This is a genomic window from Micromonospora sp. NPDC049529 (assembly GCF_055586685.1).
This window is the reverse complement of sequence record NZ_JBVJHT010000001.1, coordinates 255,516-277,425: the sequence shown is the minus strand read 5'-3', so window position 1 is coordinate 277,425 and position 21,910 is coordinate 255,516. Positions and strand designations below refer to the sequence as shown.

20 protein-coding genes are annotated in these 21,910 nt (G+C 71.1%); 6 read left to right on the top strand and 14 right to left on the bottom strand.

Going from position 1 to position 21,910, the window contains the following annotated elements; genetic code table 11:
- The first annotated feature begins 22 nt into the window (after nt 1-22).
- On the top strand, nt 23-634 hold the full coding sequence (locus ACZ6QQ_RS01295) for a hypothetical protein (protein WP_465873327.1): 612 nt from the start codon (nt 23-25) through the stop codon (nt 632-634).
- Here the strand turns inward: ACZ6QQ_RS01295 and ACZ6QQ_RS01290 are convergent.
- From ACZ6QQ_RS01290 to ACZ6QQ_RS01280, 3 genes are all read right to left on the bottom strand, one after another.
- Nucleotides 602-1,015 carry a hypothetical protein gene (locus ACZ6QQ_RS01290; protein ID WP_465873326.1) on the bottom strand — a complete coding sequence of 138 codons (414 nt, stop codon included), beginning with the start codon at nt 1,013-1,015 and terminating at the stop codon, nt 602-604. The two genes, ACZ6QQ_RS01295 and ACZ6QQ_RS01290, sit on opposite strands and share 33 nt — an antisense overlap.
- 291 nt (nt 1,016-1,306) lie before the next feature.
- Nucleotides 1,307-1,528 carry a DUF397 domain-containing protein gene (locus tag ACZ6QQ_RS01285; protein WP_465873769.1) on the bottom strand — a complete coding sequence of 74 codons (222 nt, stop codon included), beginning with the start codon at nt 1,526-1,528 and terminating at the stop codon, nt 1,307-1,309.
- Complete coding sequence (locus ACZ6QQ_RS01280; RefSeq protein ID WP_465873325.1) at nt 1,504-2,379, bottom strand: helix-turn-helix domain-containing protein; 876 nt, start codon at nt 2,377-2,379, stop codon at nt 1,504-1,506. The genes ACZ6QQ_RS01285 and ACZ6QQ_RS01280 overlap by 25 nt, the downstream gene beginning before the upstream one ends.
- Nucleotides 2,380-2,955: 576 nt before the next feature.
- Between ACZ6QQ_RS01280 and ACZ6QQ_RS01275 the strand changes: the two genes are divergently transcribed.
- Entirely contained in the window at nt 2,956-3,258 is a 303-nt protein-coding gene (locus tag ACZ6QQ_RS01275; RefSeq protein WP_465873324.1) for a hypothetical protein, read from the top strand.
- A 194-nt stretch (nt 3,259-3,452) separates the two neighbouring features.
- Nucleotides 3,453-3,965, top strand: coding sequence for a hypothetical protein (locus ACZ6QQ_RS01270; protein WP_465873323.1), 513 nt, complete (start codon nt 3,453-3,455; stop codon nt 3,963-3,965).
- A gap of 67 nt (nt 3,966-4,032) precedes the next feature.
- On the opposite strand, the gene ACZ6QQ_RS01265 is transcribed toward ACZ6QQ_RS01270, so the two are convergent.
- Nucleotides 4,033-5,829, bottom strand: coding sequence for a PASTA domain-containing protein (locus ACZ6QQ_RS01265; RefSeq protein ID WP_465873322.1), 1,797 nt, complete (start codon nt 5,827-5,829; stop codon nt 4,033-4,035).
- Between the two features lie 37 nt (nt 5,830-5,866).
- Nucleotides 5,867-6,568, bottom strand: coding sequence for a PASTA domain-containing protein (locus tag ACZ6QQ_RS01260; RefSeq protein ID WP_465873321.1), 702 nt, complete (start codon nt 6,566-6,568; stop codon nt 5,867-5,869).
- 185 nt (nt 6,569-6,753) lie between these two features.
- Here ACZ6QQ_RS01260 and ACZ6QQ_RS01255 point away from each other — a divergent pair, with 185 nt between their 5' ends.
- On the top strand, nt 6,754-8,151 hold the full coding sequence (locus ACZ6QQ_RS01255; protein WP_465873319.1) for a hypothetical protein: 1,398 nt from the start codon (nt 6,754-6,756) through the stop codon (nt 8,149-8,151).
- Nucleotides 8,152-8,202: 51 nt separating this feature from the next.
- Here ACZ6QQ_RS01255 and ACZ6QQ_RS01250 read toward each other — a convergent pair whose 3' ends face one another.
- Nucleotides 8,203-9,681: a glutamate-cysteine ligase family protein gene (locus tag ACZ6QQ_RS01250; RefSeq protein ID WP_465873317.1), complete on the bottom strand. Its 1,479-nt coding sequence runs from the start codon at nt 9,679-9,681 to the stop codon at nt 8,203-8,205.
- 286 nt (nt 9,682-9,967) lie between these two features.
- Entirely contained in the window at nt 9,968-10,549 is a 582-nt protein-coding gene (locus tag ACZ6QQ_RS01245) for a YceI family protein (RefSeq protein ID WP_465873315.1), read from the bottom strand.
- Nucleotides 10,550-10,707: 158 nt separating this feature from the next.
- Between ACZ6QQ_RS01245 and ACZ6QQ_RS01240 the strand changes: the two genes are divergently transcribed.
- Nucleotides 10,708-11,154, top strand: a complete 447-nt coding sequence (locus ACZ6QQ_RS01240; protein WP_465873767.1) for a MarR family winged helix-turn-helix transcriptional regulator — start codon at nt 10,708-10,710, stop codon at nt 11,152-11,154.
- 266 nt (nt 11,155-11,420) lie between these two features.
- On the opposite strand, the gene ACZ6QQ_RS01235 is transcribed toward ACZ6QQ_RS01240, so the two are convergent.
- A complete protein-coding gene (locus ACZ6QQ_RS01235; RefSeq protein WP_465873313.1) occupies nt 11,421-14,072 on the bottom strand; it encodes an ATP-binding protein in 2,652 nt (883 codons plus the stop codon).
- Nucleotides 14,073-14,236: 164 nt separating this feature from the next.
- Nucleotides 14,237-16,516, bottom strand: coding sequence for an MMPL family transporter (locus tag ACZ6QQ_RS01230; protein ID WP_465873311.1), 2,280 nt, complete (start codon nt 16,514-16,516; stop codon nt 14,237-14,239).
- Nucleotides 16,517-16,707: 191 nt separating this feature from the next.
- Here ACZ6QQ_RS01230 and ACZ6QQ_RS01225 point away from each other — a divergent pair, with 191 nt between their 5' ends.
- Nucleotides 16,708-17,127 carry a hypothetical protein gene (locus ACZ6QQ_RS01225; RefSeq protein WP_465873310.1) on the top strand — a complete coding sequence of 140 codons (420 nt, stop codon included), beginning with the start codon at nt 16,708-16,710 and terminating at the stop codon, nt 17,125-17,127.
- Nucleotides 17,128-17,225: 98 nt separating this feature from the next.
- Here ACZ6QQ_RS01225 and ACZ6QQ_RS01220 read toward each other — a convergent pair whose 3' ends face one another.
- The 5 genes from ACZ6QQ_RS01220 to ACZ6QQ_RS01200 all read right to left on the bottom strand — a co-directional run bounded on the left by ACZ6QQ_RS01220 (nt 17,226) and on the right by ACZ6QQ_RS01200 (nt 21,888).
- Nucleotides 17,226-18,374 carry an acyl-CoA dehydrogenase family protein gene (locus tag ACZ6QQ_RS01220; protein ID WP_465873308.1) on the bottom strand — a complete coding sequence of 383 codons (1,149 nt, stop codon included), beginning with the start codon at nt 18,372-18,374 and terminating at the stop codon, nt 17,226-17,228.
- An 87-nt stretch (nt 18,375-18,461) separates the two neighbouring features.
- Complete coding sequence (locus ACZ6QQ_RS01215; RefSeq protein ID WP_465873306.1) at nt 18,462-19,994, bottom strand: acyl-CoA carboxylase subunit beta; 1,533 nt, start codon at nt 19,992-19,994, stop codon at nt 18,462-18,464.
- 130 nt (nt 19,995-20,124) lie between these two features.
- Entirely contained in the window at nt 20,125-21,033 is a 909-nt protein-coding gene (locus tag ACZ6QQ_RS01210) for a hydroxymethylglutaryl-CoA lyase (protein WP_465873304.1), read from the bottom strand.
- Nucleotides 21,034-21,176: 143 nt separating this feature from the next.
- Nucleotides 21,177-21,413, bottom strand: coding sequence for a hypothetical protein (locus ACZ6QQ_RS01205; protein ID WP_465873302.1), 237 nt, complete (start codon nt 21,411-21,413; stop codon nt 21,177-21,179).
- A 193-nt stretch (nt 21,414-21,606) separates the two neighbouring features.
- A complete protein-coding gene (locus ACZ6QQ_RS01200; protein ID WP_465873301.1) occupies nt 21,607-21,888 on the bottom strand; it encodes a hypothetical protein in 282 nt (93 codons plus the stop codon).
- Nucleotides 21,889-21,910: the final 22 nt, after the last annotated feature.

Genomic DNA, 21,910 nt, shown 5'->3' with positions numbered 1-21,910 from the left:
GGATCTGGGCAATCCTGAATTCATGGATATCGACCTGGCCGTGCTGATCGCGGTGGCCCTGGTGTGGCTGACCGCCGGCATCGTCGCGGACGGACTGCCGCAACTGGACAGTCCCCGCGCGCTTCGTCGCCGTACCACCTGGTTGTTGGCCCTGACGGTGACCGGCCTCGGGGCGATGGCCGCGCTCGGGCTGGCCGCGCTGATCGCGGCCGGGCCGACGGTGGCCGACCGGGCGCCGCTCGTCCTCGTACTGGCCGCCGTGCCGACCACCGCCGTGGCGATGCTGACCGTACGGCGGCTGCGCCGGCTGCGGGCCGGTGCCGGCGCCTTCGCGGCGGCCCCGGACGCCCCGGTGCCACCCGTGCTCCGGGCCGGCGCGGCGCATCCCATGGTCGCGTTGCCGCCGCAGGTGGCCGGACTGGTGATGCTGCCGGCGGTGGCCGCCGCCAGTTCACTCGTCCCGCTGACCGCGCCGGCGCTGACCGGGGTCGCGCTCACCGTCGGCCTGGCCGGGATGAGCATCATCGGCGTACGGCACGCGCTGCGGCACAGTCGGCTCGCCGAAGGATCGATCGCGGTACGACCGGCGGTGCCGTCGTCCTCAGCGCGGGCGACCCGAGTCCTGCACGTATAGCAGTTCCAGAATTGCTCGCGCGGCCTCGAACCACCGGTCCAGCCATTCCTGGCGGGGCAGTGAGCCTTTCGGCGGCAATTCGAGCAGCAGCCCCCGCAACAATGGGTGGTCAACCAGTGACTCCGGTTGCGGCTCGGCCCAGTCCGGCGGCGGATAGACCGGTTCGGTGAGATCACCCAGATCCAGCGACGGACGTTTCGGCAGGTGGTCGATTGACCCGGCCGGTCCCAGGTCGGCCACCCCGCCATCGTGGGAGCCGAGGTTCTGGCCGGGAGGGCCGTCGTCGGTCAGCACCCCGTCCCGTCGGGCGCCACGGTACTTACCCGCGAGCCGATCCGGCTTCACCGAACCATTGCCCAGATTTTCCGACCCGATCGTCATCCGTCTCGCCTGCCTCGCTCCGTCGCGAACCCGCGCGGCGGGTTGGCCCAGCGGGGTGCCGCGCCGCCTGGTACAACGACGCGGGCCGGCGGTGGCGACGGTGTGGCACGGATCAGCAGCCCGCCACACCTGCCGTGACCTGCGGTTGAGCATTGAAGCGCGGCGCCGGGCCGGCGAGGCGGACTCACCTCCGGGCGGTGGTGGCGGTTGCTGCCGACCGTTGTCCGGACATGGAGAGCGCGGGCACCCACCGGGTGACCGCGCTCAAAGTGGCCCGCATGGTGCGTCTGACTAGCCCAGGTCGAACTCGCCGTCCTTGGCACCGCCGACGAAGGCGTCCCACTCGTCCGGCGTGAAGATCAAGGCTGGCCCGGCCGCGTTCTTCGAGTCACGAACGGCGATCGCGCCACTCACGAAGGCCACCTCGACGCAGTTGTCGCAGTTCGGCCCGCTGCGCGAGCTCTTGTACCACGCTGCGCGGGTGAGGTCTACGCGAAACCCCTTTGTCTCCACTTCCACAATGGCTCCTCTGTCAACCTCGCGATAAGAGCTACGGAATCCTCCGGGCGGATGGCCGCTGCTCGAATATGATCGAAAATAAAGGCGTACTTCTGCAATTCGTCGGCCTTTTCCAGGAAGAGCCCACCCGTGGCGTTTTCGGCGTACACAACCGGCGGGTCGCCTGGTTCCGGAAAGTCGAGAATCGTGAAGGTGCCGTCCATGCCAGCATGCGCACCGACGTCGAACGGCAGAATCTGGATCGTCACATTCGGCTGATCGGCCGCTTCCAACAGTCGCTTCAGTTGGTCGCGCATGACCTCGTCGCCACCGACCGGCCGACTCACCACTGTCTCATCGAGCACCACCCACACGTCGATCGGATCGTCTTGGTGCAGTAACGACTGGCGACTCAACCGGACACGGACGCGCTGCTCGACTTCTTCGGCGGTGATGTCCGGCCGGGCCGAACGGATCATCGCCTTGGCGTAGTCCTCGGTCTGCAGAAGCCCCGGCACGACCTGCTGCTCGTACGCCCGGATCGAGCCGGCGGCCGCCTCGAATCCGACGTATGCACTGGTCAGCACCGTGCTGTAGGAGGCCCACCAACCCTTCTGCCGAGCCTCCCGGGCGATCTGCAACAGGTCTTCGCTCTCATCACCGACGATGCCGTAAATGCTGATCATGTCGCGTACGTCACGAACGGTGGCAGTGGTATGGCCTGTCTCAATACGTGAGATCTTTGATTGCGAACACTCCAGTCGCTCCGCGACCACCTCGATTGTCACTCCGGCCGCCTCGCGGAGCCGGCGCAACTCAGCTCCCAGTCGGCGGCGGCGGATTGTCGGGCTCCGGCGCTCGGACACCGGGTCACCTCCGGTCGATCGCGCATGAGTTCGGCCCGCCGCAGTGCGCGACCTTTGGGGCGACGGGCGATCAGGTTCGCGGCGGGAAAAACGCGCATGTCAGCCGGCCGCGGCGGCGGATACCGCCCCAGTCTGACGGGTCCACACGCGACACTTCAAGCATAGGCGGCACCAGACGCGCAAGAGCCATGCTGCAACTTGCATTGATCACGCTCTTCGTGCACCCTGTCCGTATGGCTCGGGTTACTCAGCGTTTCGATCTAGCGAGGTCGTACACCGGCCCTCCCCGTTTTACGGACGGTATCGTCCTCCGCGCTACCACCCGAGCCGGACAGGCCCTGGGGTAATAGGCCCCGCCGCTGTACGTCGTACGACTACGGCGGCTGGCGCGGTCCCGGAGCCGACGGGTGTTGGCCGGGCCGACGTACGGACCGACGCCGGTCCGCGCACGGCCCGGCCAGCGCCCCATCCCACCGCTGCGGGCGGCGGGATACCGCAGGGCATGCGGCACCGGATCCTGCGGCCAAGCTCACCAGCTCAATCGTCCAACCAAGGTCAGTTCGGACAGGAGTCGATGTGCTACCTCCCCGCTCAGGTGACGTCCTCCAGGTGACCCGCGCGGCGAGCGTCCAGTTCGCCGAGCCGATCCTCTTCCGGGTGATCCGCGCGCACGACTGGCCCACCTACGACGGCTGGATCTGGCTCGACGGGTACGAGCTCAACGGCGCGCTGGACGCGGTCGCCCGCCGCTCGATCTTCGTACAACTGGACGGGCTGCGCGCGATCCGACTCTCCGCGCCCGCAGCCCGGCACGTCAACGCCGGGCCACGGACGGTACCGAGTCGCAACGCGTCACCGGTCCGGGTACGGGTCGGCTGACACACCGGCCACGTCCCGTGCCGTCGCCGCCGCTCATCGCACCCACGGCACCCCGGAGCGGGACGCGGCAACCGGGTCGTTCGGCCGGTAACGCCGGGCCCACCCCCATAGACTCGGGGAGACCGTACGGCTCGGGAAAGAGACGAGTCGGACGGTGGACCGCCGTAAGCGAGGCCCGAACCGCAGGGGTGGCCATGGCCACGAAATCCGGCGCCCGGCACCGCCCGACGCTGCCCGTCACGCTCGTTTCCGTACTCGCCCTGCTGCTCTGCGGCACGGTGGCAGGCTGCGGAAACGCTGTTTCCCGGTCCGCCGGCCCCGCAGCCCTGCCCGCACCCGCACCGAAGGAACAACCCACCGACCCGAGCACCGGGTGGCCGTCGTACCCCCTGCCGGACCAGGCCCGGTCGCCGACGCCGGACGGGTGGCCGGCACCGGTGCCACCCACCCACGTACCGGACCGTTCCACACCACCGGACGTGGTCGAACCGATCCCCGCCCCGGTCGGGCCGACCACACCCGCCGGTGGTGTCGGTGGCTCCGATCCGATGGCCACGCGGTCGAGCACCCACGGCACCGACCCGGACCGGGCCATGGACCGACGACCCGAGGGCTACCAGCGTTCACTGGTTTATTCCGGCCTGCTCGGGCTGGTCATCGCGGCGATCGGTCTCACCATGGTCGGTCGCCGCCGCCGGCTCTGGTGATCTCCCCCGAATGACCGGCGTGGGCGACCAGCGTCGGTCGGGAGGCGTCGGCGGGTTCCGGCCCGGGTCAGGCGGTCGGGGTCGGGTCCGGCGTGACCGGGGGACCGGTCGTCGACGACGAGCTCGGGGACGGGCTCGGCGTCGCCGTCGGTGCGGGCGGCTCGGCGACCGTCAGCGTGACCTGTGTTCCGACCGCGATCGGCGTACTCGGCCGGGGGTCGGAGGCGATGACCGTGCCGGCCGGCCGATCCGACTCGCGGAACTGCACCTGGAACGGCAGCCCCGCCTGGTCGAGCAGGATCTGGGCGTCCTCCTGACTCAGCCCGATGACCGGCGGCACACTGACGATGGCGGTGGCGCTCTCGGTCGGGGTGGCAGCCGGAGTGGTCGGCACGGCCGTGGTAGGCGCGGCCGTGGCGGACGGGCTCGGTGACGGCCGAACCGGCGCGGGCCCGTTGTCGTCCGGGTTTCCCTGCACGATCAGCCAGACGCCGAACGCCAGGACACCGAGCAGGATCAGCGCGATCAGCCCCACCAGAATCGGGAACCACCAGCGCCTCGGCTGTCCGTCGTCACCGGGCCACTCGGCGGGCGCCGGTTCTCGTACGACGGGAGGCCCCGCCGGGGGCACTCCCGCCCGCCCCGACCAGGCTCCGCCCGGTGGCTGGTCGCCGCCGGGAACGGCCGGGAACATCGCCGTACGGTTCAACCCGTCCGACGTACGCCGCGGCAGCCTGGCCGTCACATCGCCCGCCGGACCGGCCGGCGGACGCGGGATCGGCATGGTCTGATCGCTCTCCGGGCCGGGCGACCGACCCGGCAACGGCGTCGTCTCGTCCCCACCCGCCCCGGCGGACGGACGGGGCAGTGCGATCGTCGCGTCGCTCGACGGGCCGCCCGACGGAGGCAAGGCCACCGTCTCGTCAACGCTGGAGGCAGCGGAAGGACGGGGCAACGCCTGGGTCTCGTCGCTCGACGGCCCGCCGGACGAAGCGCTCGACGGCCCGCCGGACGACGGCAGCGCCACGGTCTCGTCGCCACCCGTGTTGGCCGCAGGGCCGGGCAACGCCACGGTCTCGTCACCGCCGGCCGTGGCGATCGGTGTCGGCGAGGGTGACGGCAGCGCCTGGGTCTCGTCAATGCCGGGGGCGGGCGATCGGTCCGGCAGGACCTGGGTCTCGTCGGCCGACGGCACCGCCGACCGATCCGGCAGGACCTGAGTGTCATCGGCCGACGGCACCGCCGACCGATCCGGCAACACCTGAGTGTCATCGGCCGACGGCAACACCTGGGTCTTGTCAGCCGACGGCACCGCCGACCCGTCCGGCAGGACCTGGGTCTCGTCGGCCGACGGCATGGGCGGTCGATTCGGCAGCGCGACCGTCTCGTCGGTCGACGAACCGGCGGGTGGGCCGGGCAGCGCCGTCGTCTCGTCATCTGCTGGCGAGCCGTCGACGGCATCCGGCTCGGGCTCCGGGTTCGCAGGCTCCTGGTTCGCCGGGTCCGGCTCGGGTGTCCGGTCGGACTCACCGCCGTCCTCTGGCTGCCCGGCGGGCTCTTCCGAGACGGCGGCAGGCTCCTCCGACACCGTGGCGGACCCCTCCGGAGGTCCGGCGGGCTCGGTCGCGTCGTTGACGGGCTCGGTCGCGTCGTTGACGGGCTCGGTCGCGTCGTTGACGGGCTCGGTCGCGTCGTTGACGGGCTCGGTCGGAGGCTCCTCGGCCATGTCCCGTGGCTGATGACCGTCCTTCGCCATGGCACGTCCTCTCCCCGACAAACTGCGCCCGTCCAATTTATCCGGCTGCCCGGTCAGCCAACCGCCGCACCACCGGAAGCGGATCACCCGCCGTCCGGCCCGGTCCACCCGACGCTCGTCGAACGACCGGCAGCCGGGTCACCGGTCAGGTGGCCGCCGGCGTCGGCTGCCCGGGCGGATTGTTCGGCTGGTTGCCGCAGTAGATGGCAACCTTCTCGTTCCACCGCAGTTGCGTACCGGGTGCGGGGTCCTGCCGCAGCACCAGCCCGCTCTTGCCGCTGCGGTAGTCCGGTTGGAACCCCGCGTCGACCAGACGTGCCTGTGCCTGGGTGCAGCTGAGCGCGGTCACCTCCGGTACGTCCATCAGCGGCGCCGCCCCGACCACGTACACCTTGACCGTGGTGCCCCTGCGTACGTTCGCGCCGGCCGGAGGATCCGTACGCTCGACCGTCGGATCCTCGCCGGAGTCACCGAACACCAGTTGCCAGCCGAGGCCACGGTCGCGCAGGTCCTCCCGTACCCGTTCGAAGCTCTGGCCGGTGAGGTCGGGCAGCGGGAACTGGCCGGCCGGCGCGGCGGATGTCGGGGCGGTCCTCGGTGCCGAGGTGGCCGGGCGGGCCTTCGGCGTCTTCGTCGGGGACGGCTCGACGGTGCTGGTCGCACCCGGCGCGGCGTCGGTGCCCGGGTCGGTGCCCTCGCTGTTGGCCAGCGCCCAACCGCCGATCGCACCGATGGTGGCGAGCAGTACGGTCGCCACCGCCGCACCGGCGACCATGGCCCCTCGGCGCGGCCGATCCGGTTGCTCGACCGGCGACGAGGTCTGCCAGCTCGCGTTCCCATCCGTCATGTCGACCACTGCCTCACCATCCGGGCACCGATCCGCCCGCCGACAATCACCATCTGACTGATGAAGTGTGCTGGCTGAGGGCAACCACGATCCAATCGGGCGTCGATACGCACCCTCTGTAAGGGTGCCAGCACCCCGGTCGCCGTGACTCGCCCTGCCGGCGGGTGGACGCTACGCTGCCCGGCATGGCCGTACGAGGCTGGGGAGGATCGGTCGCCATCGCGATCGGCGTAGCTGCCGGCGCTGGTGCCGCGCAACTGGGGCTCGGCTACGGGCTCGGCATCATCGCCTGGCTGCCGTCCGCCAGCGGTACGAGTGAGGCCTCCTGGGTGGCGAGTCTCGCCTGGGCCGCCTGGATCGCCGCCACCTCCACGGTCGCCGGCGCCCTCGCGGCGCAACGGATCGGTGCGCCCGAAACCCGCTCGAACCCGGAGAACGCCTCGACGCCGACCGGCCAGACGTTCGCCGCCGGACTGTGGCGGATCGCACTGGCCCTGGCCAGCGCGGTCGGCGGCCTGGTCACCGTCGCGTTGGTTGCCGTACCGGCCAGGGCGGCGATCCGGGCCGACAGTGTCTCGCCACAGAGCATCGCCGCCGGGTACGCGGTCATCGGTGTGATGCTCGGGCTGGTGATGGCGATCTGGGCGCTCTCCTCGCCGGCCGTCGCCAGCAACGTGATCGCCACGGTCGGCTGGTTGTGGCTGCTGGCGATCGTGGCGGTCGTCGACGGCGTCGTGTCCGGACGTGGGCTGGGCAGCGCACAGCTCGGCGTCTGGCAGATCACCTCGGACAGCGAACGGTTCTGGTTCCGCGACTACTTCTACTGGCCCGGTGCGGCTCTGTCGCTCGGCTCGGCGCTGCTGATCGGGGCGCTCGCCGCCCGTACCACGGCACGGTTGCCCGAACGTCGGGTCGGCGCGGTGGTTTCCGGCGTGGCCGGTCCGCTGCTGGTCGCCGCCGCGTACTTCCTGGCCGCGCCGAGGTTGGTGGGGATCCGGGCCGAGCAGGTTTCGGCGCACCTGGCCGCACCGTACGCGGTGATCGCCGGCCTGGCCGGGTCGGCGCTGGTGGCGGCGCTGGCACAGCGTGCCGCGACCACCCGGCCGGTACCGGCGAGCCCGGCCGGGTCGGACCCGGTGGAGTCGCCGGAGCCGGGTCCGGTGCCGGCGCAACGGGCCGGTGGGTCCGACCGCCGGACCAGTGACAACTCTCCCTCGACCCGGTCGTACGGCACCGACCCGGTCACCGAGCGGTTCGACCCGACGGAGCCGCTGCGGGACCGGTCGACCGCACCGACCGCACAGGGCGCACCGGCTGCGACGCTGTGGCCGGCGGACGCGACCGAGCAGCGCGATCCCGGTGCCGAAACGCGCGACCCGGCGTCGCAGCGCGACAGTGGGCCGGACGCCGGGAAATGGAACGACGAGCCGGCCGCCGAGCGATGGGCCGACGAACCGGCCGCCGAGCGGCGGGACGACGGGGACGGTGCGGTGCGCCCGGAGCCGTCGACCGACCCGGACCGGCCGGAGGACGCTGCGAAGCCGAGGAGCAGGGCGGCCCGGTTCGGTCGTCGCACCCGCTGACGACCACGGTCCGCCTCAGCCAGTTGCGCCCGGACCGGCGCGGGCACCTCGTCATTCGATCGGCCAGGTGTGTACGGGCTCGTTGGTGCGCTGGAGTTCGCCGTACCGCTGGAGCATCCGGTGCAGCGCGGCCGAGCGGTCCAGGCCGTGGTTGTGCTCGGCGGCCCACACCGATTTTGCCTGCCAGACCGCCCCGTTGCGCCGGGTACGGCAGCGCTGCTCGATGATCCCGAGCAGACGGTCCCGTTCCGCCGGTGCGACACCGAACCGGTCCAGTCCGACCGCCGCACGGGGAAGCAGTACGTCGAGCACCAGGTCGGTGACGCGTACCTCGCCGAGCCGTGGCCAGTAGACCGTGGCGTCGATGCCGCGTCGGGCGGCGGCGTGGAAGTTCTCCTCCGCCGCGCTGAAGGTGAGCTGGCTCCAGATCGGCCGCTCCGCCTCGGCGAGTTCGCGGGCCAGCCCGAAGTAGAAGGCGGCGTTGGCCAGCATGTCGACCACGGTCGGACCGGCCGGCAGGACCCGGTTCTCCACCCTTAGGTGCGGGCGGCCGTTCATGATGTCGTACACCGGGCGGTTCCACCGGTAGACGGTGCCGTTGTGCAACCGCAGCTCACCGAGGCGCGGTACGCCGCCCCGGTGCAACACCTCGACCGGGTCCTCTTCTTCGCAGATCGGCAGCAACGGCGGGAAGTAGCGGACGTTCTCCTCGAACAGGTCGAAGATCGAGGTGATCCACCGTTCACCGAACCAGACCCGTGGTCGTACGCCCTGGGCTTTGAGCTCGTCCGGCCGGGTGTCGGTGGCCTGCTCGAAGACCGCGACCCGGGTCTCGGCCCACAGTTGCCGTTCGTAGAGGTACGGCGAGTTCGCGCCGATCGCCACCTGGATACCGGCGATGGCCTGGGACGCGTTCCAGTAGCTGGCGAAGTTGTCCGGCGCGACCTGGAGGTGGAGTTGGATGCTGGTGCAGGCGGCCTCGGGGGCGATCGAGTCGGTCTGGGTGTGCAGCCGTTCGACTCCCCGGATGTCCATCTCGATGTCCTCACCCCGGGCGGCGACGATCTGGTCGTTGAGCACGCGGTAGCGCGCGTTGGTGGAGAGGTTGTCGGCGACCAGGTGCCGCTCGGTGAGGGTGGGCAGGATGCCGATGAGGATGACGGAGGCGTCGGCCTTGATCGCCCGGTCGTCGGCGCGGTCCAGGCTGAGGCGCAGGTCCCGCTCGTAGTCGGTGAAGCCGGTGCCCTCGATCAGGCGCGGTCGGGCGTTGAATTCCAGATTGAACTGTCCCAGCTCGGTCTGGAACATCGGGTCGCCGAGGTTGGCCAGGATCTCCTCGTTGCGCATCGCCGGTTCGGCGTCGGCGTCGACCAGGTTCAGTTCGATTTCGAGGCCGGTGGTCGGCCGTTCGGCGTCGAAGCCGAAGTCGTCCAGCATCAGTGCGAAGACATCCAGGCAGCGGCGTACCTTCTGCCGATAGCGGATGCGATCCGCGCGGGAGAATGCGGTTTGTCCAACCTCAGTGCCCATGTGTCCTCCCCGGCGCGAGAGCGCTGTCGGCGCAGCCCGGAGGAGTCGATGCCCGGATTCTTACCGCGACCGAACTATTACGGTACGAGTAAGGACCGCATCCGACCAGATCAGCGACGGTGCCGGCCGGCGGGCGGCCAACGGCGCGGAGCCAACCATCGCACAGAGTCAGTTGATGCTCGCATTCGGTCTCAAATTCGCACGCCCCGGGACCGGTGGACCGGTCGCCGGGGCGGCGTGTCGCTCAACGGACAAGGGGAGCAGACTGTCCGATATGGAGAGTCGGTCAGGCCTGGCGGATGGCCTCGCCCTCGATCTCGATCTTGACCTTCTTGCCGACCAGTACGCCACCGGTCTCCAGGCCCACGTTCCAGGTCAGGCCCCAGTCCTCGCGGTCGATCTCGGTGGTCGCGGTGAACCCGAAGATCTCCTGCCCGAACGGGCTGCTGCCGACGCCGTGGAACTCGACCTTCAGGTCCACCGGGTTGGTGACGCCACGGATGGTCAGCTCACCGGCGAGCACGAACTCGTCGCCGCTGTGCGACTTCACACCGGTGCTGCGGTATTCCAGGTTGGGGTGCTTCTCCACCTCGAAGAAGTCGCCGCTGTTCAGGTGGGCGTCACGGTCGGCCTGGCCGGTGGTGATGCTGGCGGCCGAGATGGTCGCGGTCACCGAGGACTGCAACGGGTCCTCGGCGACGGTGATGGTGGCGGTCGCCTCGGTGAACTCACCACGGACCTTGCTCACCATCATGTGCCGGGCCACGAAGCCGACCCGCTTGTGTGCCTGGTCGAGCAGGTAGGTGCCGGCGGCCGGGATGGTCAGGCCGGCCCACTCGCGGATGGCGGGGTTCGTGCTGCTGGTCATGATCGTGACCCTTCCGAGGAATGATTGAGTACGTCAACGACTGACTGAGCAACTATAGACTGAGCAATATTCCCGTTGTCAAGGATTGCTAGGATGTGCCGGTGGCATCAACCGACGAGCTCTTCGACCACCCCGGCATCACCGCCCTCGGGCTGCTGATGGAGGTCCACGCCGGGCTGACCTCCCGGTTCGCCACCCAGTTCGACGAGCACGGGCTGTCGTCGGTCGAGTTCGAGGTGCTGATGCGCCTGACCCGCTCGCCCGAGCGGCGCCTGCGGATGAGCGACCTCGCCGCCCAGACCTCCCTCTCCACCAGCGGGGTCACCCGCGTGGTGGACCGGATGGAGCGCGACGGCCTGCTCCGCCGCCACGCCTGCGCGTCTGACCGGCGCAGCCTCTACGCGGTGGTGACCGACGCCGGACTGGCCCGCCTGGAGGAAACCCTCCCCGGCCACCTGGCGCTGATCGAGCGGTGGTTCACCTCGCAGCTCACCCCGGATGCCCTGCGCAACCTGCTCGGCGCCCTGCGGGACGTACGGGACGCGGTGAACCCGGGCGCCACCGCCGGCAGCACCGGGATCGAGGACACCGCGTCCGCAGCCTAGCCCCGGCCCTCGCCGCCCGCCCGAGGCTCCGCACCCGCCGGACGGTGTCCGTCGGAACACCCGTGAGACCGGCAGAAAAACCGGCAGAAGTCATCCGTACACTTCGGCATTAGCCGCGTTACCGGACGAAACACGCGTCCGGTCGGACTAGTGTCCATCGAACGGGGGGCTCCGGGGGAAGTGGCGCGAGCGGGAGGAAGTGAGGGGCTGTCGGGGGGCAGTCTCGCTCGCGCCACGCCCGGAACCAACGCATCAACGCAGCGGCGTCAGTCGACCGGCTCGGCCGGCAGCGCCGGCATCTCACCCAGCATCGCCCGCTCCCGGGGCAGCAGCGTGACCGCACCCTCCCGGCACACCTGGTCGATCCGGGCCAGCAACACCGTACGCAGCTCCGGGTCGTCGGTGGTCGCGACCAGACCGACCAACGCCTCCGCCGCACCCCGCAGGTCCCGACCAACGGCGTACGCGCTGGCCGCCGCCGCGTACCACTCGACCGCCCACTCCCGGTCGGACCGCTGTACGGCGAGGATCGCCTCGATCAGCGCACAGGTCCCGTCCTCACCACCACCCCGGTCGTCGACCAACGGTCGTCCCGTGTCCAGTGCCTCCGCCGGTGACCGGACCTCCGTCGACATCACCGCCGACACGGCGTTCATCCGCAGCTCGGCCAGGACCGCACTTGCCTCGGTCAGCCGGCCGTCCTGGGCCAGGGCGAGCCCGACCGTGCCGAGAACCTGCCGGCGGTGGGTCGGATCGCCGTACTCGCTCAGTGCGGCGACCACCCGCCAGCCCTGGCTGACCGCGTCGGCGTACCGGCCGTCGAGGCGGGCCACCTCGGCCAGGTTCGCCCGCGCCAACGCCCGCAGCCGCTCGTCGCCACACTGGGCGCCGAGCAGGTCCATCGCGGCCAGCCGCCGCCGCGCCGCCGGCAGGTTCGCGCTCCGGATCTCGTGCCAGGTCAGGTAGTGCTGCGCCACCGCCATGTCCCGCAGCCGGCCGTTGCGTCCGGCCAGCGTCAGCATCGTCTCACCCAACCGGCGTGCCTCGCCGTACCCGCCGGTCGCCGTCCACAGGCCACAGAGGACACCGAGCGCGGCGAGTTCACCCCCCACGTCGCGGTTGTCGTGGAACCAGTCGAGCGCCGCGCGGGCCGATGGGAGTTCCTGCGGGCCGGCGCCGTGCGCGGCGGCGAGCTGCGCCACCCCCACCCGCGCCCAGGCCCGTACGGCCGGATCGGCCCCGGCGGTACGCGGATCGTCCAGCAACCGGCGCAGCCACTGCCGCCCGGCGACGTCCCTGCCCCGGAACCGCCACCACCGGACCAGGCTCGCCGCCAGGCGCAACGCGGTGTGCGGGTCGTCGGTGGTGGCGTGCGCCAGCGCGGCCCAGAGATCACTGGAGATCTCGTCCAGCCGGCGTACCGCGCCGCCGGGGTTCGCCCCGTTCAGCTCCGGCGCAGTCCGGGCGGCCAGCCCGGCGAACACCTGCGCGTGCCGGCGCCGGATCACCGTCTGCTCGCCCTCGGTGATCGCGCACTCGGCGGCGAAGTCCCGCACCACGTCGACCAGCCGGAACCGGAACGGTCCCCGGCCCCGTGCGCTGAGCAGGCCGAGCGCCAGCAGCCGGTCGAGCAGCGGCACCGGGTCCGCCGGCAACGGGCGCCCGGTCCGGTCGGACTCACCGGCGAGCATCGCCTCGGCCAGCTCGACCGACCACCGGTTGCGGAACGCCGACAGCCGGCGCAGCGCCGCCCGGTCGTCCGGGTCGAGCAACCGGTACGAGGCGGCCACCGCGTCGCGCAGCGTCAACGCGACCGCCTCGTGCACCGCCGCCGGGCGGGCCAGGTCGAGCACCCGGTCCCCGTACCGGTCGAGGAGCCCGTTCAGGTCGAGGACGCCGCCGCGCGCCGCCGCCAGCTCGATCGCGAGCGGCAGACCGCCGAGCCGGCGGACCAGGGCGAGCAGTGCGGCCAGTTCGTCCGGCTGCGGGCTCTCCCGCCGGACCTGGCGCAGCCGGGCGAGGAAGAGTTCGACCGCCGGGTAGTGGGCGACCACGGCCAGTTCGGCGGGGGCGTCGGCGGGCGGCACCTCCAGCGGCGCCACCGGCCAGACCCGCTCGCCGACCAGCCCGACCGGATGCCGCCCGGTGGCCAGCACCCGCAGCGTCGGCGCACCGACGACCAACCGGTGCAGCGCCTCGGCGACCGCGCCGGGGGCCCGTTCGACCGCGTCGACCAGCAACAGTGACGGTCCGGTGGAGAGCCGGGCGGCCAGGTCCTGGGCCCGGCCGACGCCGAAGACGGTGGCGACCGCCGACAGCACGTCGCTCTCGGTGGACATGTCGGTGACCACGATGCCGGCCACCCCGCCCGGATGCTGCGCGGTGACCCGGTCCGCGACGGCCAGGGCCAGGGCGGTCTTGCCCACCCCGGCGAGCCCGACCAGACTGACCACCGAGGGGGCGGCGCCGGTGCCGACGGTCAGCAGACCGGCCAGCTCGGGCACCTCCACGTCGCGACCGATCAGTGCTCCCGGCGCGGGCAGGCCGAGGCCGGTTGCCGCCGGCCGGCCGCCGGGCACCACGGGTGGGGCGCCGACGGCCACCGCCGCCGCCCCGGTCGCCGGGCTCCCGGCCGGGGTCGCCGGTGCGGCCTCCGCCCCGGTCGGACCCTGCCCCCGCGACGAGGCGATGAACTCCGCGCGTTCGGCGCCGGCCAGACGGAGCGCGCTGGCGAGCAGCTCGACGGTTGTCCGCTGTGGGCGCTGCGCCCGTCCGCGCTCCAGATCGCGTACGGTCCGAACCCCGACTCCGGCCCGTACGGCGAGGTCGGCCTGGGTCATTCCAGCTGCCCGGCGCCGGGTGCGCAGCAGCTCGGGGAAGCAGGTGGCATCCCGCTCCGACCCATGATCCGGAGTCATGGGCAGGAAGAGTACGCACACCGCGGCAGCCGGGGCAGGCATGCGTCAAGGTACCGACGGGGAGGCACCTAATACCCGACAGTTACCGCCGCAGATGTCCGGAACTGGTCAGGATCCGGTCAGAAATCGGTCAACATCATCGGATCGTGATACTGACCGGTGGGTCAGCGACCGGCCCCGAGCGGCTCCGCCGGCACCGTGACGGCCGGCGGCACCGGGCCACGCCGGCCCGACCACCGCTCGTGCAACCGGCGCAGCGGCTCCGGCGCCCACCAGTTCCACTCACCGAGCAGGCTCATCACCGCCGGCAGCAGCAGTCCGCGTACGACCGTGACGTCCAGGATCACCGCGACCGCCATCCCGAAGCCGATCTCCTTCACCGCGGTCAGGTCGCCGAGCAGGAAACCGAGGAAGACGATGACGATGCAGACCGCGGCGGCCGTCACCACCGGCCCGGTACGGGCGATCCCGGCCAGCACCGCACGGTCGCCGGCACTGCGTCGACCGGCCGGTGTCACCTGCCCGGACCAGCGTTGCCACTCCTCCCGGATCCGGGACAGCAGGAAGACCTCGTAGTCCATCGAGAGTCCGTAGACGAAGACGAAGAGCAGGATCGGCGTGGTCAGGTCGATCGCCCCCCACGACTCGACCCCGAGCAGCGCGGCGCCCACCCCCCACTGGAACACCAGCACCAGGATGCCGAGGGTGGCGAGCAGGGTCAGCGCGTTCATCAGCAGCGCCTTGACCCCGATCACCACCGACCCGGTCAACACGAACAACAGCACCCCGGTGACCAGCAACAACACCAGTACGGCCAGCGGCAGGCGCTGCGCCACCGACGACCGGTAGTCGACCAGTTCGGCGGCCGGGCCACCGACCAGCAACGGCACCGGCGCGTCCAGCGCCCGTACGGCACGGACCAGTTCGCGGGACTCGGGGCCACCGGTCGCTCCCTCGGGCGTCACGTCGATCACCAGCGCGTTACCCGGCACATCCGGCCGGGGCTGCATCTGGATCACGTTCGGCAGCCGGTTGAGCTGGTTCATCAGGTCGCGTACGGCCGGGCTGGCCGGGTCGGCGGTCACCACCACGACCACCGGCTGGGCCCGCCCGGACTCGAAGTCGCGCAGCAGCACGTCGTGCACCTGACGCGCCTCCATCGTCGACGGCAGTGCCCGCGCGTCCGAGTTGGCCAGGTTGGCGCCGAACAGGAACGGCACCGAGAGCAGCAGCAGACCGGCCGAGACGATCGCGACCACCGGCCCCGGCCGGGACTGGGCGAACGTGGCGAGCCGGACGAGCAGACCGGCGGGGGCCGGGGCGGTGCGCGGGTGCGGGCGGCTCGGCGTACCCGGGGTGGGGGTGGCCGGTCGGACCCGGCGGGCCAGGCCGGTGACCGCGCCGACCGCGCGGTTTGCCCAGGTCCGCGCGCCCGGCGCCGGGATCCGCCGGTGGCCGACCGCGATCAACGCCGGTACGGCGGTCAGCCCGGCCAACGTCGCCAGCGCCACGACCAGGGCGCCACCCAGCGCCATCGCCGCCAGCAGCGGCTCGGCGAAGACGAACAGCCCGATCATCGCCGCCGCCACGGCCAACCCGGAGATCAGCACCGCCCGCCCGGCGGTGGCCAGGGTACGACCGAGCAGTTCCGCCGGACCAGCGTCCGGATCGGCCGCCCGCTCCTCCCGGAACCGGAACAGCAGCAGCAGCGCGTAGTCGACGGTGAGGCCGATGCCGAGCAGGGTGACCACGTTGACGGTGAACTCGCCGACCTCGGTCACCGAGGCGAGCCCGAGCAGGCCGAGCAGCGTCACCGCGACGGCGCCGAGCGCGGCCAGCAGCGGGATCGCGCCAGCCAGCAGGCCGCCGAGGATGACCACGAGCGCCACCAGCAACACCACCAGCGCGATCGACTCGCCCACGGCGGCGTCCCGGACCGCCTGGTCGGCGAACGCCCGCTCGGCCAGTTCCTCGCCGCCGACCAGCACCTGCGGCGCGTCGATGCGGCGCAGCAACTCGGTGACCCGGTCCTCGACCCGCTCCCGCTCGGCGTCCGGCTGTCCGTCGACCAGCTCGACCCGGACCAGGGTGCTGCGGTTGTCGGCGCCGATCCGGCCGCCCGGTGCGTTGTAGAGATCGTCCACTCCGGCCACTCCGGGCAGGGCCCGCAGCTCGGCGGAGATCTTGTTGACGCTCTCCACCAACGGCGGGTCGTACGGGTCCCGGTCGCGCACCACGGCCACCACGGTCGGGCCCTCGGGCAGGAGCTGCTCCACCCGCGCCTGGGCGACCTGCGACTCGGCATCGGACCGCAGGTTGTCCGTGCTGGTCAGCCGGTCGAAGACGGAACCGCCGAGGGCAGCACCGGCGAGTACGACGACGAGCCACGCACCCAGCACCGGCCAGCGCCAGCGCCACATCGAGCGCCCGAGTGCAGCGAACATGACCGAGACCTCCCCGGCGACCCGTACGGTCGCTTTGCGTGTTTGTCCCGTCGATGCAAGCACCCGGCGCAGGCTCGCGCCAGCCCGCAACCGGTCAGTCCGAACGTCCGATTCGCACATCCGGACCCGTCACCCGGTCGGGAGTCGGAACCGGGCCGGCGCATTCGCCGGGGCTGATCCCGCTCCGGCCGATGTTAGCCCGGCTGATCCCGCTCCGACCGCTGCTGGTGGCGGCCCTACGCGAACTGCCGGCCCGGCAACGGCAGGTGCTGGCCCTGTACTACCTGGTCGACCTGACCGTGGACCAGGTCGTCAACGCGCCGGCCACCTGTACGGTGCTCGTCGGAATCGGCGGCATCACCAAGACGATCCGTACGCTGCCGCCGCCCACCGTCGGCGACCGGGCGATCATGTTCGAGACCGAGCAGTCGCTGCTCGACACCGACGGGGAGCCCACGGGCTACCAGCAGCTCAATCGGATCGTGGTGGTGCGGGTCGACGACGTGGTCACGGTCCTCGCCGACCAGGGCTGGGAGGGCACGAGTTCCGATCCCGCCCTCGTCACCGACTTCACCGACCTGGCGCTCACCGCAATCAACCGCTGGCGCTAACCCGCCCCAGCCCCATCACCTCGTTGATCATGAAGTTAGCGCGCCTCCGAGGACGAAAATCCGCGCTAACTTCATGATCAACGAGGTGATCCGGGGTGTTAGAGGCCTAGGTCGCGGGCGATGATCATGCGTTGGACCTCGGAGGTGCCCTCGCCGATTTCGAGGATCTTCGAGTCGCGCCAGAAGCGGGCCACGGGGAACTCGTTCATGAAGCCGTAGCCGCCGTGGATCTGGGTCGCCTCGCGGGCGTTGTCCACCGCGCTCTCGCTCGCGTACAGCTTGGCGATGGCGGCCTGGCGCTTGAAGTCCTCGCCGGCCAGCATGCGCGCGGCGGCGTCGTAGTACGCCAACCGGGCCATGTGCGCCCGCAACTCCATGTCGGCGATCTTGAACTGGATCGCCTGGTTCTTCGCGATCGGCTTACCGAACGCGTGCCGCTCCTTGGCGTACCGGATCGACTCGTCGACGCAGCCCTGGGCGAGTCCGACCGCGAGCGCGGCGATGGCGATCCGACCCTCGTCGAGGATCTGGAGGAACTGGGCGTAGCCCCGGCCACGGGTGCCGAGCAGGTTCGCCGCCGGCACCCGGCAGTCGTCGAAGGTCAGCTCGTGGGTGTCGGAGGCGCACCAACCGACCTTCGAGTAACCCGGTGCCACGGTGAAACCGGGGGTCCCCGACGGCACGATGATGGTGGACAGCTCCTTCGAGCCGTCCTCCTTGATCCCGGTCACCGCCGTGACGGTCACCAGCGCGGTGATGTCCGTCCCCGAGTTCGTGATGAACGCCTTGGAGCCGTTGATCACCCACTCGTCGCCGTCCAGCACCGCCCGCGTGGTGGTGCCGCCGGCATCGGATCCGGTCCCCGGCTCGGTGAGCCCGAACCCGGCCAGCGCCTCACCGCTGAGCAGCTTCGGCAGCCACTGCGCCTTCTGCGCCGCCGTACCGAACCGGAAGATCGGCATCGCGCCGAGCGAGATCGCCGCTTCCAGGGTGATCGCCACACTGGAGTCGACCCGGGCCAACTCCTCCAGGGTCAGGCAGAGCGCGAAGTAGTCGCCACCCATACCGCCCTGTTCCTCCGGGAAGGGGAGCCCGAACAGGCCCATCTTGCCCATCTCCCGGATGACCTCGTACGGGAAGGTGTGCTTCTCGTAGTGTTCGCCGATGACCGGGGCGACCACTTCCCGGGCGAACTCCCGTACGGTCTGCCGGAGCGCCTCCTGCTCCTCGGTGAGCCGGAAGTCCATGGTTCCTCCTCGTAGGCGGTACAACGTGGGACACGGGTGCCGGCCGAATCGCTCGTGGCGGACCACCGGCGGGAAAAACGAGAACGTTCAGACCGGGGTGACGCCGTGGCGGCGTCGGGAGAACTCACGGTCCTTGCCCCTGGCGGCGGCATACCGCCGGACTAGTTCGGTCCGCAGCTCGTGCGGCTCCACGATCGCGTCGATGACGAGTTCGCTGGCCAGCCGCACGATGTCGATGTCGCGCTCGTACTCGGCCCGCTTCGCGGCGACGAACGCGGCCCGCTCGTCCGGGTCGGCGATCGCGGCGATCTTGTTGGCGTAGACCGCGTTCACCGCGGCCTCCGCCCCCATCACCGCGATCTTCGCGGTGGGCAGGGCGATCGTCGCGTCCGGCTCGAAGCCGGGACCGGCCATCGCGTAGAGACCCGCGCCGTACGCCTTGCGCACCACCACACAGATCTTGGGTACGGTCGCCTCGGAGATCGCCGTGATCATCTTCGCGCCGTGCCGGATGATGCCCTGCTTCTCCACCGCCGTACCGACCATGAATCCGGGCACGTCCGAGAGGAACAGCAGCGGTACGTTGAACGCGTCGCAGAGCTGGACGAACCGGGTCGCCTTGTCTGCCGAGTCGACGAAGAGCACCCCGCCCTTGAACATCGAGTTGTTGGCGACAACGCCCACCACCTCGCCGTTCAGCCGGCCGAACCCGATCGTCAGCTCCTTGGCCCAGAGCGCCTGGATCTCCAGGAACGAGTCGGCGTCGAGCAGGCCCTTGACGTACCGGCGCATGTCGAACGCCTGGCGCTCGCTCGCCGGCACCAGCGCGGCCAGATCGACCGAGGCGGGCGCCGGCACCGCCGGTACGGCCGGCGGCTCCTGCGTCCAGTTCGCCGGCAGGTACGACAGGTAGTCGCGCACCACCTTCAGCGCGTCCGCCTCCGTCTTGCAGAGGAAGTGGCCCACGCCCGACTCGGCGCAGTGCACCCGCGCCCCGCCCATCTCCTCCAGCGTGGTCTTCTCGCCGGTCACCATCTCGACCATGCGATCCGAACCCAGGTACATGCTGGCGTTGCCCTCGACCATGGCGACCACGTCGCAGAACGCCGGGATGTACGCGCCACCGGCCGCGCTCGGCCCGAACAACGCGCAGACCTGCGGAATCGAACCGGAGGCGCGCACCTGGTTCCAGAAAATCTTGCCGGCGCCGCGCCGCCCCGGGAACAGGTCCACCTGGTCGGTGATCCGGGCCCCGGCCGAGTCGACCAGGTAGACCATCGGCTGTCCGGCCGCGTACGCCCGCTCGATGATCCGGATGATCTTCTCGACCGTACGCGCGCCCCAGCTGCCGGCCTTGACCGTGGAGTCGTTCGCCATCAGGCAGACCGGCCGGCCGTCGATGGTGGCCTGGCCGGTGACCACACCGTCGGCCGGCAACCCCTCGGCCAGCGCGTTCGCGTACGCGCCGTCCTCGACGAAGGAGCCCTCGTCCACCAGGAGCGCGACCCGCTCCCGGGCGAAGAGCTTGCCCTTGGCCGCGTTCGCCGCGTGGTACTTCTCCGCGCCACCGCCCCGGACCCGCTTGCGGAGCTGTTCCAGCGCCTCACTGTCCAGCGTCACGCCGACTCCTCACACCGCACCCGACCAACCGACCCGGTGTCCCGACGTCCGTCGGGACACCACACAGTCTACTTAACGGTCGTTAGGCTAGCGCATCGAGCCGAACAACACCCGGCACACGCCCACCGGGTCAGACAAGTCGAGTACGCGGCCCCGCCCGCAGCACCCCCGACGGCAACTGCCGCCCGACCAGCTTCTCCGCCAACTCCGCCACCTCGATCAACCGGTCCAGGTCGATCCCGGTCTCGATACCCATGTCGTGCAGCATGTGCACCACCTCCTCGGTGGCCACGTTCCCGCTCGCCCCCGGCGCGTACGGACACCCGCCGAGCCCACCGATGCTGGCGTCGAACTCGGTGATCCCCAACTCCAACGCCGTCAGGATGTTCGCCAGGCCCGTACCCCGGGTGTTGTGGAAGTGCAGCAACATCGGCACATCCGGCTGGGCGGATCGGACCGCCGTCACCAACTCGCGCACCCGACGCGGCGTACCCATTCCCGTGGTGTCACCGAACGCGACCCGATCAGCGCCATCGGCAACAACCCGATCGACGATCCCCGCCACCCGCGCCGGAGCGACATCCCCCTCGTACGGGCACCCGAAGCTCGTCGCCACGATCACCTCGACCGTCGCCCCGGCCCCGTGCAGCAACTCGATCAGCCCGGCGATGTCGTCCAACGACTCGTCCGTCGACCGGTTCACGTTCCGCCGGTTGTGCGTGTCGCTCGCCGACACCACCACCTCGATCTCGGTGAACCCGGCCGCCAGCGCCCGCTGCGCCCCACGCGAGTTCGGCACCAGCGCCGAGTAGCGCACCTCCGGTGCCCGCGTCGCCGCCTGCCAGACCTCGTCCGCGTCGGCCATCTGCGGAATCGCGCGCGGATGCACGAACGACACCGCCTCGATCCGCCCCACGCCGGTCCCCGAAAGCGCGTCGAGCAGCCGCACCTTCGCATCGGTCGGGATCGGGTCCTCGTTCTGCAACCCGTCGCGCGGTCCCACCTCGCGGATCGACACCGCACCTGGCAGTTGACTCATCGGCCACCTCACTGTGACGTCACTGGACCCACCCATTGTCACTCGCCCACCCGTACGAGCCCACAGGCCGGAGCCGGCCCGGACCATCCAAGGTCCGGGCCGGGCATCCTGCTCTGCCGGGGCCGGTTGCCGCCGGCCCCGAATCAGACCAGGTACACCTCGGCGGTGGTCCCGTCGGGTCGGGTCACCACCAGGTGCCCATCCGGGGCGAGCCTGAGCACCACGGCCGCGATCCGGAGCCCGTGATTGACCGCATCCGTACGGGACACCCGCCAGTTCGACGCCAGCTCGTCCAGTGCGGCGAGGGCAGCCGGCGTGTGGTTGTACGTCCGCTTCACCAGTTGGGCGACCGGCCCGGTCTCCTGCGCCGGCTCGGTCACGGACGGACACCGGCCAGCATGACCGGCGCCGCCGACGCCTGGCCACCCCCGGCCCGCCCCCGGCGAGCCCAGTCGAGCTGGGAACACCCTTCCGGCCGGCACTGCGGGCACCGACGCTCACCGGCGTGGCCCTCGATGGTGCGGGCCGCCGCCCACCAAATCGCCGCCGGAGTGAGAGGCTCATCCTGCCGGCTCATCTCGCCGTCGCCTCCCTCGTGATCGCGGCGGCGCGGACGTAGCCGATGAAGCACGGCAGGTGCCCTGCCCGGTTCGGGTCGGTGCAGGTCGACCAGTGCGCAGACAGCCACACCTCCTGTTCTCCGTCGATGGTGCGCGGGTCCGCCGGGTCGATCGCGACCAGTCGGATCGTGACCTCCTCTGCGGCTGGCTCGTCGTTGATGTACCACTCGCCCGGTCGGAGGTGTAGAAGCGTTCCAGCAGGCACGCTGCGCAGGATGTTCATCGAGATCGCCACCAGCTCGCCTCGCGGGAGTTGG